The organism is Magnetococcales bacterium (genome assembly GCA_015231755.1).
GTDB lineage: Bacteria > Pseudomonadota > Magnetococcia > Magnetococcales > Magnetaquicoccaceae > Magnetaquiglobus.
Genome location: JADGAZ010000025.1, coordinates 19,194 through 35,481, shown reverse-complemented (window position 1 = coordinate 35,481; position 16,288 = coordinate 19,194). Strand labels below are relative to the sequence as shown.

Below are 16,288 nucleotides of genomic sequence, written 5' to 3'. Positions count from 1 at the left end.
AACGTCATTCCGATGGCCCCTTCTCCACTTTCCAAACTCAAAAATTTCCGGATCTCCGGAGATGTTTGGGGAGGCATCACGGCCATGATGGTCGCATTGCCATCGGCAGTGGCTTTTGGTGTCACCATCTTTGGAGTAATCGGCACGGAATTCGTACCGTTCGGTGCCCTGGCCGGAATCATCGGTACCTTTGCCCTGGGGATCATCGCATCCACGCTGGGAGGCACGGATCGCCTGATCACGGCCCCCTGCGCGCCTGCCGCAGCCTTGTTGTCCGCCTTTGCCCTGGGTCTGGTTCAACAACAGACATCCCCCCTGACCGTGATACTCATGATTACAGTCATGTCGATCTTGACCGGCGCCTTCCAGGTCATGATCGGCATGCTCAAGATCGGCAATCTGATCAAATACATTCCCTACACGGTGGTCAGCGGCTATCTGACCGGTGTGGGCATGACCATCATTGGCAGTCAGATCCCCAAATTTCTCGGGGTCACCAGCGGCGCCCCCTGGTGGAAAGCGGTGATCACTCCCAACACCTGGGATTACCGTGCCTTGGCCATTGGCGGCGCAACGGCCCTGATGATGGCCTTCGGCCCCCGGTTGACCAAGGCGATTCCCGGAACCATTCTGGGAATCCTGGCCGGACTGCTGGTCTATTTCATCTCGGCCACGCTGGATCCCACCATGCTGACCTTGGAAAACAACAAACTGGTCATCGGTTCTCTGGGTTCGGTGGGGGGAGGTTTTATCGATTCCATCATGAACCGCTGGAACGAAATCGGCGACATGCGTCTGAGCGAATTGGCCAAGCTGTTCGGCAGCGCCCTGACCTTGGCCGCCTTGTTGAGCATCGACACCCTCAAAACCTGTGTCGTACTCGATCAAATGACACGCAGTCGTCACGACTCCAATCGGGAACTGGTGGCGCAAGGTGTGGCCAACATGACCTCTTCGGCCATGGGTGGGGTGTGCGGTGCCGGTCAAATGGGTTCCACCCTGGTGAATCTGGTCAGCGGCGCCAAAACCCGCGTTTCCGGCATCATCGAAGGCATCGCCGCCCTGGTGGCCGCATTGCTGTTGAACTCCTTCATATCCTGGATTCCCGTGGCCTCTTTGGCGGGCATTCTCATCGTGATCGGATTGAGGATGATCGACAAGGAACCGTTGATGTTCCTGAAATCCAAAGATACGGTCTTTGATTTCGTCGTGGTGGCCGCCGTGGTGGTGGTGGCCTTGACCACCAGTCTGATTGGCGCTTCGGCCACGGGTGTACTGCTCTCCATTCTTCTGTTCGTGCGGGAACAGGTGGGGGGAACCGTCGTGCGCAACCGTTTCTCCATCCACGAATTCCCCTCACGTCGCATTCGTTCGGAAGAACAGACCCTGCTGCTGGATCAGGTCGGCGACCGGGCTGTGGTCTATGAACTCCAGGGAAGCCTGTTCTTCGGGACCACGTACCAATTCTATACGGCCCTGGAATCCGATCTCAAAACCGCCGAATACCTCATTCTGGATTTCCGCCGGGTGACCTCCATGGATGTCACCGCCGCACACACGCTGCATGTGATCCAGGAAAGCATGCTGGAACGCCACGGAACCTTGCTGTTCAGCAATGTCCGCACCTCCTTGCCGAGTGGTCGCAATCTGCGGGAATTTCTCGACCAGACCGGCATCACCACCCGTGAGAACACACTCCTGTTCCCAGGATTGGAGTCGGCCATCGAATGGGTCGAAAATGACATCCTGGCCGATATGGATACCCAAAACAACCACGACCAGGCCCCCCTGAGCCTGGGTGAAATCGAACTTTTCAAAAGTCACGCGGAAGACACGCTGAAAGATCTGGAATCCTGTCTGCTGGAACGCTCGATGTCCGCCGGAGAACTGATCTACAAATACGGGCAGGCAGGCGATGAGATTTATTTCCTGCGCAAAGGCTGTGTCAATGTACAGTCCTATTTGAGCGACAACCGCTTGCACCATCTCGCCACGATCGGCCAGGGGGATTTCTTCGGGGGACTCTCCTTTCTGGATGGCAAGCCCCGCAGCAACGAGGCCCTGGTCGTGGAGGATGTGGAGCTGTATGTGCTGACGCGGGAGCATTTTCATCAACTCGCCGAACGCCACAAACGTTTGGCCATCAACATCCTGACCGCCCTGACCCATACCCTGACCATTCGTCTGCGCAACGCCGACAACAAGCTCCGCATGCTCTACGACTGATTTCGATCAGACCGTCACCCACCCACCGACCAGTCAAGGAGGATCCTGCTGCCATGTCCAGGCTCCTCCTTGACTTCAGCCCCTGATCCAGGCATGGTGCGCCACCAGTTTCAAAGCAGCCAAGCATCACCGGAGTGGGTCGGACGGCCGCTGATCCTTCGGGATTGGAGGAAAGTCCGGGCTCCATAGGGCAGGACGCCGGGTAATCCCCGGCGGGGGTGACCCCAGGGAAAGCGCCACAGAAAGCAAACCGCCAGCCGGATTCCACGCAGTCGGGAATCCCCGCCAGGCAAGGGTGAAAGGGTGCGGTAAGAGCGCACCGCGTTTCCCGGTAACGGGAGCGGCACGGCAAGCCCCGTCCGGAGCAAGACCACATAGGGGGGCGTTTAAAGATGGCCCGTCCAGCCCCCGGGTCGGTCGCTAGAGACGGTCGGTAACGCCCGTCCCAGATGAATGGCCGTCCTCCTCGCCACCCCACCGGGACAAGGGGCCAGGGGACAAAACCCGGCTTACAGACCCACTCCGGTCCCATGCCAGATTGAAGTTTTTTTCCGCCTTCGGCTTAAAGCCCGGCTTGACACCCCAGACCCTTCGGACCCTATAATCTTGGGTGCGTTAACGATACAAACAGATCGGAAACGCCCAAAGGCAACGACTCTTCCATTCACCATCCAACTCAAGGATCCTCTCTTCTTGACGGGGGCCAACGACACCCATCACGCGGCCTCAGCCGGATACGAGGGCCATTGCAGCGTCTTGCCACAAGAAACCCTCGACGCCCTCGCGCCGCGTCCCGGAGGGCTTTACGTGGACGCCACCTTTGGTGACGGAGGCCACACCCGCGCCCTGCTGGCCGCCTCGGCCCCGGATGGTCGGGTGATCGCCTTGGACCAGGATCCGGAAGCGGTGCAACGGGGAGCCTCCCTGGTGGCCGCATCCCAGGGACGGTTGACGATTCTGCACACACCTTTTGGCCAACTGGGCAGACTCCTGGAAGAACGGAACCTGACCGGAACAGTCGATGGCTGTCTGTTCGACGTGGGACTCTCCTCCCGACAACTGGATACCCCCCAACGGGGTTTCTCCTTTCGACTGGATGGACCGTTGGACATGCGCATGGACCACTCGAACCACCACCCCACCGCAGCGGATCTGATCAACCGCATGACCCCGGAGGCCATGACCGATCTGTTCTTCCGCTTCGGCGAGGAACGCCACGCCCGTCGGGCGGTACGGGCCATCGTGGAACAGCGCGTCACCCAACCGTTTGTCACCACCCGGCAGTTGGCCGCGCTCCTGGAACGGGTACTCCCCGCCGGAGGCCGCATCCATCCGGCCACACGGATTTTTCAGGCCCTGCGGATTGCGGTCAACCGGGAACTCGAAGAGTTGGAAAACGGTGTCAACGCCGCCCTGGCCGCCCTGGCGCCGGGAGGACGGGTGGCGGTGATCGCGTTTCACTCCCTGGAAGACCGCATCGTCAAACAGATTTTCCGGGCCGCCGCCCTGCCGCCCCCCACCCCCACCGGACCGGCCGCGCTGCTGCCCCGACTCCCCGAACCCTTTGTGCCGAAGTTCCGGCTGCTGCACAACAAACCCCTCACCCCCGGAGAGGCGGAAACCGCCGCCAATCCCCGGGCGCGAAGCGCCAAACTGCGCACCATCCAACGCCTGCCCGCCTCCACCCCGGCGACCACGACGCGAGACGAGATGCCATGAAGTCACCCTGGCTGCTTCACACCCTGCTGACCATTCTGCTGGTGATCACGGCGGCTGTCACCGTGGCTTCCCGCATGTGGATGCTCGAAGCCCATCGGGAACTGGAACGGCAGGCCAAAAAACGGATTGTACTGCTCGACCAGGAACAGGCTCTGCAGGTGGAATGGGTCGCCCGCACCGACCTCAACACCATCGAACGCCGGGCCAAAAAGGATCTGGGCATGCATCCGATGCGACCCGATCAATGGCTTGAGGCCCCAAAGTGAGCAACAAGAACAACATCAACCGGCTGGCCCAACTGATCTCCTTGTCGCGCAATCTGGGGAGGCGGTTTCCGCGCCCCGGACGCCGGGTCCGCACGACCCCCGGGAGCCAGATTTCCCTCTCCCCACCGCCCTCCACCACCTCCGAACGGCTCAAACCCAGACCCGGCAGCCGACCGGTGGAAAGCGTCAACGTGGGCATGCGGCTGAATGTCGTGGTGGGCTTTTTTGTACTGGCCTTCGCGATACTGGCCTCCCGGGCCATCGATCTTTCCGTGCTGCAAGGGGCCGAACTCCAACGCCGGGCCTTCAACCAATATCAAAAAAAGATCACCGCCCAGGGACAACGGGGCCGCTTCCTGGATCGCCGGGGCCATACCCTGGCGGTCAGTCTGCCGGTCCGCTCCTTGTCGGTGGATATCGATCAGGTCCAGGATCGACAACAATTGGCAGACCAGCTCGCCCCCATCCTGGGCACGGAACGCCACTATCTGCGCCGCCGCCTCAAAAAGGCCAAATCCGGCTCCTTTCCGATCATCGCCCGCAAGCTGCATCCGGGAATCATCAATAAAATTCAACACCTGAACAATCCGGCGCTTTTCTTCATCCCGGACATGCAGCGCTTCTACACCATGGGTGAGATCACCGGTCACATCCTGGGTTTCGTCGGCTACGACGGACTGGGGGCCGAAGGGCTGGAAAAAGTGTTTCAAAAAGAACTCCATGGCCAATCCGGATCCCGCATCATCACCCAGGACCGCATGGGCCGGGTGATGCCCATGGTCCACAACATCACCGAGGCCAAACCCGGTGCCGACATCGTGCTCACCATCGACGCCACCGTGCAGTACATCGCCTATCGCGCCTTGCTGCGGGGCGTGACCCGCAGCAAGGCCAAGGCGGGATCGGTGGTCATCATGGATCCGAAAAGCGGCGACATCCTGGCCATGGTCAATCAACCCGCCTTCAACCCCAACAACATGCTGGAAAGCCAACCGGATCAACGCCGCAACCGGGCCATCCTCGACGCCTACGAACCGGGCTCCACCTTCAAGATCTTCACCATCGGCGCCGCCTTGGATCTGGGACTGGTCAAGGAGAACACGGTCATCAACATCGACAATGGCCGTTTCACCATCGGGGATCGCACCATCCGGGATTTCCACGTGGGACAGTCGGCCTTGACGGTCAGTCAGGTCATCCAGAAAAGCTCCAATGTCGGCGCCGCCAAGATCGGTCTGATGATGAAAGCCGATACCCTGGAGCAATACATCCTCAATTTCGGTTTCTCCCGTCCCACCGGGGTGGAACAGACCAACGAATCCCCAGGCAGTCTGGCGGACATCACCCATTACCGTTATGTGGGTCAGGCCAACCGCTCCTACGGTTACGGGGTGTTGGCCACGCCCCTCCAGATCACCACCGCCGCCACCTCCGCGGTCAACGGCGGCCTGATGCGTCCGCCCCATCTGGTGGCGGGCCGCATGATCAATCAGCAACAGGTCTCCATTCCCCGCGCCGATCCCAAACGGGTCATCTCCGAACAGACCTCCGCCACCATGCGCCGGATCCTCACCACCGTGGTCTCCAACGAAGGTACCGCCGCCCAAGCCAAAGTGACCGGCTACACCGTGGGCGGAAAAACCGGTACCGCCCGCAAGGCCTCGGGACGGCAAGGCTACATGAGCGGCAGCTATTTTGCGTCGTTCGTGGGTTTCATCCCGGCGGAAGATCCCAAAATCGTGATTTTCGTGGGCATCGACGAACCGGACAGCAAGCTTTATTACGGGGGTCTGGCCGCAGCCCCGGTGTTCCGGGAGATCGCCGAAGAGATTCTGCCCCTGCTGGCGGTGCTGCCCTCCACGCCGGTGGATGTCAAACTGCCTCCCCCCCGGGAAGAGGCCAAACCCATTCCGCCGCCCACGGCCCCCGGAGCCAAACCCCCGGCCCCCCCCGCAGAGGAAGAAGCCAACGCCGAAGAGTCCCCGTACAAGAACCTCTCTTTGGCCGACGCCCTGGAAAAAGCCCGCGCCAAAGGGCTGGTGCCCCGGATTCAGGGTTCGGGACCACTGGTCAAAGAGGCCACCACCGACGAGGGGGGCGAACTCCGCCTGATCCTCGAATGAAGCTCTCCCGACTGCTGGCCCAGACCCGCCTGGAAGGGGTGCGCCTCGTGGGGGCGGATGTGGAGATCAGCGCCGTGACCGCCGACTCCCGCCTGGTGGGTCCCGGCGCCTTGTTCGCGGCCCTGTCGGGCAGTCGGGCCCAGGGAGCGCAGTTCATCGACCCGGCGCTGGCTGCCGGCGCCGTGGCCATTCTGCACGACGGCTCCCGGGAGATCCCCGCCACCGGTGTGATCCATCCGCAACCCCGTCGCGCCCTGGCCGCCCTGGCCGCCGCCTTTTACGACCATCCGACGGACGGGTTGCCATGCGTCGGCATCACCGGTTCCAACGGCAAGACCACGGTGGCCGCCATGGTGGAGGCGATCCTGGGGGCCTCCGGCATGGCCTCCGGCGTGATCGGCACCACCGGCAGCCGCCATGGCGGCGGCACACGACCCGCCACCCTCACCACTCCGGATCCGGTCACGCTCCAGCAGACCCTCCACGAAATGCGCGCCCACGGTTGCGCGGCGGTGGTGGCGGAGGTCTCCTCCCACGCCCTGACCCAGCAGCGCACCGCCGGCATCCCCTGGAGCGCCGTGGCCTTCACCAACTTGAGCCGGGACCATCTGGACTATCACGGCACCATGGAGGCCTACTGGCAGGCCAAACGCTCCTTGTTTCTCGACCCGCCCCATCCGGGGGCGGCGATCATCAACCTGGACGACCCCAAGGGGCGCGAACTGGTCCAGGCGTGTGAACACCGCGGCATTCCGGTGAGCGGTTTTTCCCTGGAGGGGGCGCCAGAAGCCCGGTTCACGGCCAAAGACATCCGGCTGGAATGGACCCGAACCTGTTTCCACATGACCACCCCTCAAGCCCCCCTCGACCTGGTTGTGGAATCTTCAGGACGGTTCAACGTGGCCAACGCCCTGACCGCCGCCGCCTTGTGCTGGAGTCTGGGGGTGCGAGAATCCGGCATCGCCGCCGGTCTGTCCGCCTTCCGACCGGTACGGGGACGGCTGGAACCGATCCGCCACGGTCAACCCTTTACCGTGATCGTGGATTTCGCCCATACTCCCGATGCCCTGGAGCGGCTGCTGACCACCGCGGCGGAAATCTCTCCCCAGGCCAGACGCCTGCTGGTCTTTGGCTGCGGCGGGGAGCGGGACGCGGGCAAACGTCCCATCATGGGCGAGATCGCCGGACGGCTGGCCTCGTTCACGGTGGTGACCGACGACAATCCCCGCTCCGAGGATCCCGCCTCGATCCGCCAGGAGATCCTGCGGGGTCTGGAGACTGCCGGTGGTCCTTTCGACACCATTCCGGCCCGGGATCGGGCCATCGGAGCGGCAATCTCCATGGCGCGCCCCGGAGACGTGGTGCTGATCGCCGGCAAGGGCCACGAAACCGGTCAGATCACCGCAACCGGGATCATACCGTTCGACGACGCGCAAACCGCGCGGGACCATCTGGCCCGCCTGGGATTTCAGGGATCACCATAACACCATGCAACTTTCCTTCATTCGCGCCGCCTGTCAGGCCCGCCCGGTCGGGGACTCCCCCGCCGTCGATCCGGTGATCGCGGGGATTTCCACCGACAGCCGCAACATTCAACCCGGCATGCTGTTCGCGGCCCTGGCCGGCCCCCATTTCGACGGTCACGATTACATTCCCACCGCCATCGCAAACGGCGCGACGGCGATTCTGGCGGAACGGATACCGCCAGGAGAGTGCCCCGTGCCGGTGTTGCTGGTGGACGATGTGCTCACCGCCCTGGGAAAAGCCGGCAATGCCTGGAGACATCATGTGGCCCCTGTGGTGATCGGGGTCACCGGCTCTTCGGGCAAAACCACGGTCAAGGAGATGATCGCCGCTTGCCTGCGCCGGGAAATTCCGGTGGTACACGCCACCTCGGGCAATCTCAACAACCACATCGGGGTGCCGTTGACCCTGCTGGCCATGCCGGAAGGGTGCCGGGCCGCCGTGGTGGAGATGGGCATGAGCGCCCCCGGGGAGATCGCCCATCTGGCGGATCTGGCCCAACCGGTCATCGGCGTGGTGACCAATGTCCAACCCGCCCACATGGCCTCCTTTTCCGGCATCCACGAGGTGGCGACGGCCAAGGGGGAACTGCTGGCCCATCTGCCCGCGGACGGCCTGTGTCTGATTCCGGCCCAAGACCCCAACCGTGCCATCCTGAAACATCGGGCGGGCAGCCGACCGGTGCAACGGTTCGGCCCCACTCCGGAGGCGGAAATCCGCTGGGAGGATGCCCCGGCGACCGGGAATCCGACCGGCTCCCGACGGGGCATCATCACCTGGCCGGATGGACAAACCATCCCGGTGGATCTGGGCCTCTGCGGTCCCCACATGATCCTCAACGCCCTGGCGGCGGCTGGGGCGGCCCGTGCCGCCGGCGTCTCCCCCCAGGCCATCGGCGCGGCCCTGTCCGACTTCGCCCCGTTGCCCGGGCGGGGTCTGGCACAACAGGCCCCGGCGGGCTGGACCGTCATCGACGACACCTACAACGCCAATCCCGGCTCCATGGCCGCCGCACTGGCCGCCCTGGGCGCCCGCCCGGCCCCACGCCGGGTGGCGATTCTGGGGGATATGCTGGAACTGGGGGAACAAAGCCCGACCCTGCATGCCCACTTGGCTTCCGACATCACCCAACACCGCATCGCTGTGGTGATCACCGCCGGTGACGCCATGAACGCGCTCCACAACGCCCTCCTCGGCGCCCCCGAGGTGACCGCGTACCACCTCCATGATCCGGCCGAATGGTCGGCAACCCTCTCCGCCTTGCTGCGCCCCGATGACGCCATTCTGGTCAAGGGATCCCGCGGCATGCGGATGGAACGCATCGTCAAGGATCTGATGAACCATGCTGTATAATCTGCTCTACCCTTTAAGCGGTCACTGGTCGGCCCTGAACCTCTTCAAATACATCACGTTCCGGACCATTGGGGCCATTTTGACCGCATTGATCCTGTCGTTTGTGGTGGGGCCGTGGATGATCCGCGCCCTGGGGCGGTTGCAGACCCACGGACAACCGATCCGCGCCGACGGCCCCAAACGCCATCTGCTGGAAAAAGGCGGCACTCCCACCATGGGTGGCGCCCTGATGCTGCTGGCCATCACGGTATCGACGGTGCTGTGGGCCAATCTGGCCAATCCGTTCATCCACATGGTGTTGTTGACCACGTTGGGATTCGGGGCCATCGGCTTTTGGGACGACTACGCCAAGGTGACCAAACGCCATACCCGGGGGGCTCCGGCCTCGGTGCGTTTTCTGCTGCAGTCCATCATCGCCGTCACCGTGGCCCTCTACCTGAAATTGACCCAGCCCGCGCTTTTCGGCTCCCTGGCCCTACCCATTCTCAAGGATGTGACCATCGATCTGGCGTGGTTTTTTCTGCCCTTCGCCATTCTGGTGATCGTGGGTTCCAGCAACGCCGTCAACCTCACCGACGGCCTGGACGGTCTGGCCATCGGACCCACCATGCTCACCGCCGCCAGCTTCATGTTCATCGCCTATCTCACCGGACACGCCAAGTTCGCCAACTATCTGGGCATTCCCCATGTGCCGGGAGCCGGGGAGCTGACCATCTTCTGCGGCGCCATGGTGGGGGCGGCGTTGGGATTTTTGTGGTTCAACACCTATCCGGCCCAGGTATTCATGGGGGATGTGGGATCCTTGTCCCTGGGGGCGGCCCTGGGCACCATCGCCATGGCCACCCGCCATGAGATCGTGCTGGCCATCATCGGCGGCATCTTCGTGCTGGAGACTTTTTCGGTGATCATCCAGGTCGCCTCGTTCAAGCTCATCGGCAAACGGGTTTTCCGCATGGCGCCGATCCATCACCACTTTGAACTCAAAGGGTGGGCGGAACCCAAAATCATCGTCCGGTTCTGGATCGTCTCCATCATCCTGGCCCTGATCGGACTCTCAACCCTCAAGATACGCTAAGATGACTCTTTCCCCGGCACCCATCGGCATTCTCGGCCTGGGCCGTTCCGGGTGCGCCGCCGCCCGCTTTCTGAGCGCCCGTGGCGTGCCCACCCTGGTCTGGGACGCCCGTCCTGAAGCGACCCGGCCCCTGGCCGACCTGCCCCATATGGTCATGCGCAGCGGCAATCCCCTGCCCACCGAGGCCTTCGCCGCCTGCCGGACCATACTGCTCTCTCCGGGGGTGCCCCGGGCGCTGCCGGAACTGGCTCCGCTGCTGGCGGCGGGCATCCCGATTCTCAACGACGTGGAGTGGCTGCACCGCCACGTCCGCCAGGAAAGCCCCCATGCCCACTTTGTCGGCATCACCGGCTCCAACGGCAAATCCACGGTCACCACCCTGATCGGAGAGATGTTGCGTCATCAGGGCATCGCCACGGCGACAGGCGGCAATCTGGGCATGCCGGCTCTGGAGTTGTGGCATCCTGAAATCCGCGCCTATGTGCTGGAACTGTCGTCGTTTCAGTTGGAGAGCATCGACGCCTTCCACGCGGAAGTGGCGGTCCACCTCAACCTCACCCCGGACCACCTGGACCGCTACCCGGACCTAGAAGGCTATCGCCAAGCCAAACGACGCCTATTCGCGAATTCCCGGCCCGGTGATCGGGTGATCCTCAACGCCGACGATCCGTTGCTGGACGCAGACCGGGAGGAACTCGCCCAACGCCAGGTGACGGTGATCCCGTTTTCCACCGAACGGGCCATGCCCGGCGGCCTGTACACCCAAGACGGCCAACTGATCGATCACCGTCTCTCCACGCCCGTACCGATCCTGCCCCTGAAGCAAATCCGCATCCGGGGCGCCCACAATCAGGCCAACGCGGCGGCAGCAGCAGCGGCGGCCCTGGAAGCCGGTGCTTCCATCGCCACCGTGATCGCGGTGCTGACCACCTTTCCCGGCCTGCCCCACCGCATGGAACTGGTGCGTCATCTCGACGGGGTGGACTACTTCAACGACTCCAAGGGCACCAACGTGGGGGCGACCCTCATGTCCCTGCGCTCCTTCGCGCCCCCCGGGGAGTCGGGAGGCGGGGTGGTGCTGATCGCCGGGGGACGGGACAAAAAAGGGGCGTTCTCCGACTTGGCTCCGGTGGCGGCCCAGGTGGTCACCCACGCCATCTTGCTGGGGGAGTCCGCCAACGACATCGCCCAGGCCCTGCAAAACAACGGTCCCCGGATTCACCGGGTGGCGGACCTGACCCAGGCGGTGCGTCTGGCCCGCACGCTGGCGACCCCCGGACAATCCGTGCTGCTCTCTCCGGCCTGCGCCTCCTTCGACATGTTCAAAAACTTCGAGGAGCGCGGCGATCGATTCCGCGAGGCTGTCCATGAGCTCTAAACCCTCCTCCTCCACCCGCAATCCCTGGATCGACGACGACAAGAATCCGGGCACGGGTTCCATCGATCTGTGGCTGGCCGGAAGCGCCTTCACGCTGCTGTTGATCGGGCTGGTGATGGTCTATTCCGCCTCATCCCCCATCGCCTTGCGCAAATACGACGATCCCACCCACTACGCGCTGCGCAACGCGATCTTCGCCCTCACGGGCCTGATCGCCATGGCCGGATTGAGCCGCCTGCCCATTCCCACCATCCGCACCTTGAGCCGCACCGCTTTCTGGGTGATCATTTTTCTGTTGTTTCTGGTCTTCATTCCCGGCATCGGCATGGAAGGCGGCGGGGCGCGACGCTGGATCAATCTGCGGGTCTTCACCTTGCAGCCCTCGGAGCCGTTCAAGGTGGTGCTGACCCTCTACATCTCCCATCTGCTCGCCCTGGAACCCCAACGGGTACGCTACTTCCGAGAGGGGTTGCTGCCGTTGCTGGGACTGTTCGGTCTGGGGGCGGCCCTGCTGATGGCCGAACCGGACTTCGGGGCCACCCTGATCTGTGGCGTGGTGGTGATGTCGGTGATCTTCATCGCCGGCATGCCCCTCTCCTGGATCGCCGCCGTGGCCGCAGCCGCCATTCCCCTGGCCGCAGCCGGGGTGATCATGGCCCCCTACCGCTTCCGACGGGTCACCTCCTTCCTGGATCCCTGGGACGACCCCCTGAACAGCGACTTCCAACTGGTGCAATCCCTGCTGTCCTTCGGCAGCGGTGGAGTCATGGGGGCCGGACTGGGGGAAGGACAGCAAAAACAGTTCTATCTACCAGAATCCCATACCGATTTCATCTTCGCGGTCATCGGCGAGGAACTGGGACTGTTCTGGACCTTGACCATCATCGGCCTGTTCATGCTGCTGGTATGGCGGGCCATGCTCATTGCCCGCCATACCCAGGATCACTTCGTGCGCTTGAGTACCGTGGGTCTGACCATGCTCGTCGCCTCCCAGGCCATCGCCAACATGGCGGTGGTGATGGGACTGCTCCCCCCCAAGGGCTTGACCCTGCCCCTGGTCAGCTATGGGGGATCGTCCATGGTGATCACCTTGTCGTCCATCGGGCTGTTGCTGGCCTTTTCGCGCACCGTCCCCCCCGCCGCGGCCAGGGGAGGAGGTGGCGCCACCGCGCGGGAGTCCTCATGAATCCCGCCGGCAAACGGTTGCTGCTCGCCGGGGGTGGCACCGGAGGACATCTGTTTCCCGCCCTGGCGGTAGCCGACGCCTGGGAAGCCGCAGGGGGAGAAACCCTGTTCGTCGGCGCCCAGGGGGGCATGGAGTGCCAGTTGATTCCGGCCCGGGGCAAGCGGCTGATTACGCTGGAAATCGGTCGTCTCAAAGGCAGCGGGCCTTTGGACCGGCTCCGCACCCTGGCGGGACTGCCCCTGGCGGTGGCGGCAGCCCGACGGGTGGTGCGGGAGTTCGCCCCCCACGGGGTCCTGGGCATGGGAGGATACGCCTCGGCTCCGGCGGTGACCGCCGCCCGCTTGATGGGCGTTCCCACGGTACTCCACGAACAAAACGCCATTCCGGGTCTGACCAATCGGCTGTTGGGACGCCTCGCCAACCGGGTTTTGACCGGATTTGCCCAGGCCACCACCTTTTTTCCCCCCGGCCACGCCCTGGAAACCGGCAATCCGGTGGGCGGCACCTTTGTCCACCCCTTTCCCCCCCTGGTACCCCCGGCCCCCGGAGAGCCGTTCCGGCTGCTGATTTTCGGCGGCAGCCAGGGTGCCCACGTCTTTACCGAAGTGGTGCCCGAGGCCATCATCCGGCTGCATCGTCAGACCGGTCTGCGCATCACGGTACGCCAGCAGGCCCGACCGGAGGATCTGGAAACCGTGCGGACCCGTTACGCCCAGGCGGGGATTCCGGCGCAAACCGAGCCGTTCTTTCAAAACATGGTCAGCGCCTATCAAGAGGCCCATCTGGTGATCGCCCGGGCCGGAGCCTCTTCCATCGCGGAGTTGGCCGCCACCGGACGCCCGGCTTTGCTGGTTCCCTACCCCTTCGCCGCCGACGACCACCAAACCGCCAACGCCCGTCCCCTCACGGCGGCGGGTGGAGCCTGGACCCGGGAGCAAAAAGAGTTTAACGTATCCTGGTTGACCAACTTTCTGGCCGACCGTCTCCAGGATCCCGATGGCCTGATCCAGGCGGGGGACTTGGCCCGGACCCTGGCCCGTCCCCGGGCCGCAGCCGACATGATCACCGCAATACTGCAACTTCTGGCGCCCCAAGGAACCCACTCCCATGTATGATAAAATCCGCAAATTTCATTTCGTGGGCATTGGCGGCATCGGCATGAGCGGCATTGCCGAAGTGTTGCTCAATCTGGGCTATCAGATTTCCGGCTCCGACATGGCGGCGAACGCCTCGGTGCAACGGCTCAAGGATCTGGGGGCCACCATTCGCGTGGGCCACGCCCCGGAACACGTGCGCGACGCCCATGTGGTGGTGCGCTCCTCCGCCATTACCCTGGCCAACCCGGAGATCCAGGAAGCCCGCCGTCTGGGGATTCCCGTGGCCCGCCGGGCCGAAATCCTCGCGGAACTGATGCGCATGAAATACGGCATCGCCATCGCCGGAACCCATGGCAAAACCACCACCACCTCCATGACCGCCACCCTGCTGGGTGAAGCCGGCATGGATCCCACCGTGGTCAACGGCGGGGTGGTCAAGGCCTTCGGCAGCAATGCCCGGCTCGGAGGGGGGGATTTTCTGGTCACCGAGGCGGACGAAAGCGATGGGACCTTTCTCAAGCTTTTTCCCACCATCGCGGTGGTCACCAACATGGACCCGGAGCACATGGAGTTTTACAAAAACTTCGAGGCGGTACGGCAGGCTTATTTTAATTTCCTGGAAAAGATTCCTTTCTACGGTCTGGCGGTGTTGTGCCACGACCACCCCCAGGTGGCCGAACTGGCCTTGCGCCTGGAAGAAAAACGCGTCGTCACCTACGGCCTGGAAAGCGGCGCCGATCTGCAAGCCCGCGCCATCCGCTGGGAACGGGGCCGGACCCGGTTCGAGGTGGTGTTCCATAATCCCGAAGACGGCGGACAACCCACGGTTCTGGGGGAGGCGGCCATTCCGGTGCCGGGTCGCCACAATGTGCAAAACGCCCTGGCGGCCATCGCCGTGGCCCGGGAGTTGGAAATCCCCTGGGAGTCGATCCTCAACGGACTGGAGCGTTACCGGGGGGTGAGACGCCGCTTCGACATTCTGCTGGACACCCCCCAGCGCACCATCATCGACGACTACGCCCATCACCCCTCGGAAATCCGCGCCACCCTGGCGGCGGCCCGGGAGGCCTACGGAGACCGACGGCTGGTGGCCATCTTCCAGCCCCACCGTTACAGCCGGGTGCAGGATCTGTTTCAGGAATTTCTCGGCTGTTTCACCGACGCCGACGTTGCCCTGGTGGATCAGATCTATCCGGCGGGAGAGACTCCGTTGCCGGGCCCCCTGGCGGGAGGCGGTCAAGCCCCCCTGGTGCAGGGAATCCGGGAAGTCAGCGGCATCGACACCCAACCGCTCCCCGGTGGCGAACACTGGCGCGAAGCCCTGGAATCCCTGCTCAGACCCGGAGATGTGGCCCTATTTCTGGGAGCCGGCAGCATCAGCCATCGGGCCAGGGATTTCGCGGCCTCCTGACCTGCCATGAATCCCTTTGCCCATCTTTCCCTGGCCACCCCCGTTGTGGCAGACGCGCCTTTGGCGGAACGGACCACCTGGCGCATGGGGGGTCCGGCCCGCTGGCTGATCACCCCGTCGTCGGTGGCCGAACTGTCCGACCTGCTGGCCCGCTGGCCCGTGGGGGTGCCCCGTCAGACTCTGGGGGGGGGCAGCAATCTGCTGATTGCCGATAAAGGGTTCGACGGTGCGGTTCTGGATTTGACCCGGGGACTGAATCGGATTTATACTGTTACCGAATCCTTGAAGCATTCCCCCGACGCCCCCTGGGTGATCCATGCCGACGCGGGAGCGACCACACAGAGTCTGGCCCATTTCGCCCGACGTCTGGGATTGACCGGCGCGGAATTTCTGGCCGGGATTCCGGGCAGCGTAGGCGGGGCGTTGCGCATGAACGCCGGAGCCTATGGCGGGGAGATCAAGGATCTTCTGCTGGAAGCCGAGGTGCTGGACTCTTCCGGTAGCCGTCGGGTGTTGGATCCGGTTGGGTTGGGCCTGGGGTATCGACAGTGCGAATGTCCGGGTGACTGGATTTTCACCAGCGCCCGTTTTGTTTTTTTGTTGGACGATCCCCAACGGGTGCGGGAGCGGATGCGGGCCTTCAACCAGCGGCGACGCCTCTCCCAGCCTCTGGACAAACCCAGCGCGGGCAGTGTGTTCAAAAATCCGCCCACGGGTGAAAAGGCCTGGGCGCTGATTGAGCAGGCGGGATTGCGGGGCGCACGGGTGGGCAATGCCCAGGTTTCGACCAAACACTGCAATTTTTTCGTCAATCTGGGCGGGGCCAGGGCAACGGACATGCGGGCCTTGATCCACAAGACGCAAACGCAGGTGGAACAGCACTCCGGCATCCTGTTGGAACCGGAAGTCAAACTGGTGGGATGGGAGTGA

Annotated in this window: 12 protein-coding genes and 1 other RNA gene; all 13 read left to right on the top strand. The window is 63.5% G+C overall.

The window, feature by feature from the left end; all coding sequences use genetic code 11:
* Positions 1-12: 12 nt before the first annotated feature.
* The 13 genes from HQL98_14500 to murB all read left to right on the top strand — a co-directional run bounded on the left by HQL98_14500 (position 13) and on the right by murB (position 16,288).
* Positions 13-2,226 (top strand): SLC26A/SulP transporter family protein, encoded by a 2,214-nt coding sequence (locus tag HQL98_14500; GenBank protein ID MBF0273256.1) that lies wholly within the window; start codon positions 13-15, stop codon positions 2,224-2,226.
* A gap of 131 nt (positions 2,227-2,357) precedes the next feature.
* Positions 2,358-2,754: RNase P RNA component class A (gene rnpB, locus HQL98_14495), an RNA gene on the top strand.
* Between the two features lie 165 nt (positions 2,755-2,919).
* Positions 2,920-3,945: a 16S rRNA (cytosine(1402)-N(4))-methyltransferase RsmH gene (rsmH, locus tag HQL98_14490; GenBank protein ID MBF0273255.1), complete on the top strand. Its 1,026-nt coding sequence runs from the start codon at positions 2,920-2,922 to the stop codon at positions 3,943-3,945.
* Positions 3,942-4,211 carry a cell division protein FtsL gene (locus HQL98_14485; protein MBF0273254.1) on the top strand — a complete coding sequence of 90 codons (270 nt, stop codon included), beginning with the start codon at positions 3,942-3,944 and terminating at the stop codon, positions 4,209-4,211. The genes rsmH and HQL98_14485 overlap by 4 nt, the downstream gene beginning before the upstream one ends.
* On the top strand, positions 4,208-6,334 hold the full coding sequence (locus tag HQL98_14480) for a penicillin-binding protein 2 (protein ID MBF0273253.1): 2,127 nt from the start codon (positions 4,208-4,210) through the stop codon (positions 6,332-6,334). The genes HQL98_14485 and HQL98_14480 overlap by 4 nt, the downstream gene beginning before the upstream one ends.
* A complete protein-coding gene (locus tag HQL98_14475) occupies positions 6,331-7,818 on the top strand; it encodes a UDP-N-acetylmuramoyl-L-alanyl-D-glutamate--2,6-diaminopimelate ligase (GenBank protein MBF0273252.1) in 1,488 nt (495 codons plus the stop codon). Before HQL98_14480 ends, HQL98_14475 begins: the two co-directional genes overlap by 4 nt.
* 4 nt (positions 7,819-7,822) lie before the next feature.
* Positions 7,823-9,211: a UDP-N-acetylmuramoyl-tripeptide--D-alanyl-D-alanine ligase gene (locus HQL98_14470; protein ID MBF0273251.1), complete on the top strand. Its 1,389-nt coding sequence runs from the start codon at positions 7,823-7,825 to the stop codon at positions 9,209-9,211.
* Positions 9,201-10,286, top strand: coding sequence for a phospho-N-acetylmuramoyl-pentapeptide-transferase (locus tag HQL98_14465; protein MBF0273250.1), 1,086 nt, complete (start codon positions 9,201-9,203; stop codon positions 10,284-10,286). The genes HQL98_14470 and HQL98_14465 overlap by 11 nt, the downstream gene beginning before the upstream one ends.
* Before the next feature lies 1 nt (position 10,287).
* Positions 10,288-11,664 (top strand): UDP-N-acetylmuramoyl-L-alanine--D-glutamate ligase, encoded by a 1,377-nt coding sequence (gene murD, locus HQL98_14460; GenBank protein ID MBF0273249.1) that lies wholly within the window; start codon positions 10,288-10,290, stop codon positions 11,662-11,664.
* Positions 11,654-12,850 carry a putative lipid II flippase FtsW gene (gene ftsW, locus HQL98_14455; protein MBF0273248.1) on the top strand — a complete coding sequence of 399 codons (1,197 nt, stop codon included), beginning with the start codon at positions 11,654-11,656 and terminating at the stop codon, positions 12,848-12,850. Before murD ends, ftsW begins: the two co-directional genes overlap by 11 nt.
* Positions 12,847-13,965 carry an undecaprenyldiphospho-muramoylpentapeptide beta-N-acetylglucosaminyltransferase gene (gene murG, locus HQL98_14450; GenBank protein MBF0273247.1) on the top strand — a complete coding sequence of 373 codons (1,119 nt, stop codon included), beginning with the start codon at positions 12,847-12,849 and terminating at the stop codon, positions 13,963-13,965. The genes ftsW and murG overlap by 4 nt, the downstream gene beginning before the upstream one ends.
* Positions 13,958-15,358 carry a UDP-N-acetylmuramate--L-alanine ligase gene (locus HQL98_14445; GenBank protein ID MBF0273246.1) on the top strand — a complete coding sequence of 467 codons (1,401 nt, stop codon included), beginning with the start codon at positions 13,958-13,960 and terminating at the stop codon, positions 15,356-15,358. Before murG ends, HQL98_14445 begins: the two co-directional genes overlap by 8 nt.
* A gap of 6 nt (positions 15,359-15,364) precedes the next feature.
* Complete coding sequence (murB, locus tag HQL98_14440; GenBank protein MBF0273245.1) at positions 15,365-16,288, top strand: UDP-N-acetylmuramate dehydrogenase; 924 nt, start codon at positions 15,365-15,367, stop codon at positions 16,286-16,288.

Coding starts and splice junctions, on each gene's coding strand:
- HQL98_14500 (MBF0273256.1), top strand. CDS start 13: ATGGCCCCTTCTCCACTTTCCAAACTCAAAAATTTCCGGATCTCCGGA.
- HQL98_14485 (MBF0273254.1), top strand. CDS start 3,942: ATGAAGTCACCCTGGCTGCTTCACACCCTGCTGACCATTCTGCTGGTG.
- HQL98_14475 (MBF0273252.1), top strand. CDS start 6,331: ATGAAGCTCTCCCGACTGCTGGCCCAGACCCGCCTGGAAGGGGTGCGC.
- HQL98_14470 (MBF0273251.1), top strand. CDS start 7,823: ATGCAACTTTCCTTCATTCGCGCCGCCTGTCAGGCCCGCCCGGTCGGG.
- HQL98_14465 (MBF0273250.1), top strand. CDS start 9,201: ATGCTGTATAATCTGCTCTACCCTTTAAGCGGTCACTGGTCGGCCCTG.
- murD (MBF0273249.1), top strand. CDS start 10,288: ATGACTCTTTCCCCGGCACCCATCGGCATTCTCGGCCTGGGCCGTTCC.
- ftsW (MBF0273248.1), top strand. CDS start 11,654: ATGAGCTCTAAACCCTCCTCCTCCACCCGCAATCCCTGGATCGACGAC.
- murG (MBF0273247.1), top strand. CDS start 12,847: ATGAATCCCGCCGGCAAACGGTTGCTGCTCGCCGGGGGTGGCACCGGA.
- HQL98_14445 (MBF0273246.1), top strand. CDS start 13,958: ATGTATGATAAAATCCGCAAATTTCATTTCGTGGGCATTGGCGGCATC.
- murB (MBF0273245.1), top strand. CDS start 15,365: ATGAATCCCTTTGCCCATCTTTCCCTGGCCACCCCCGTTGTGGCAGAC.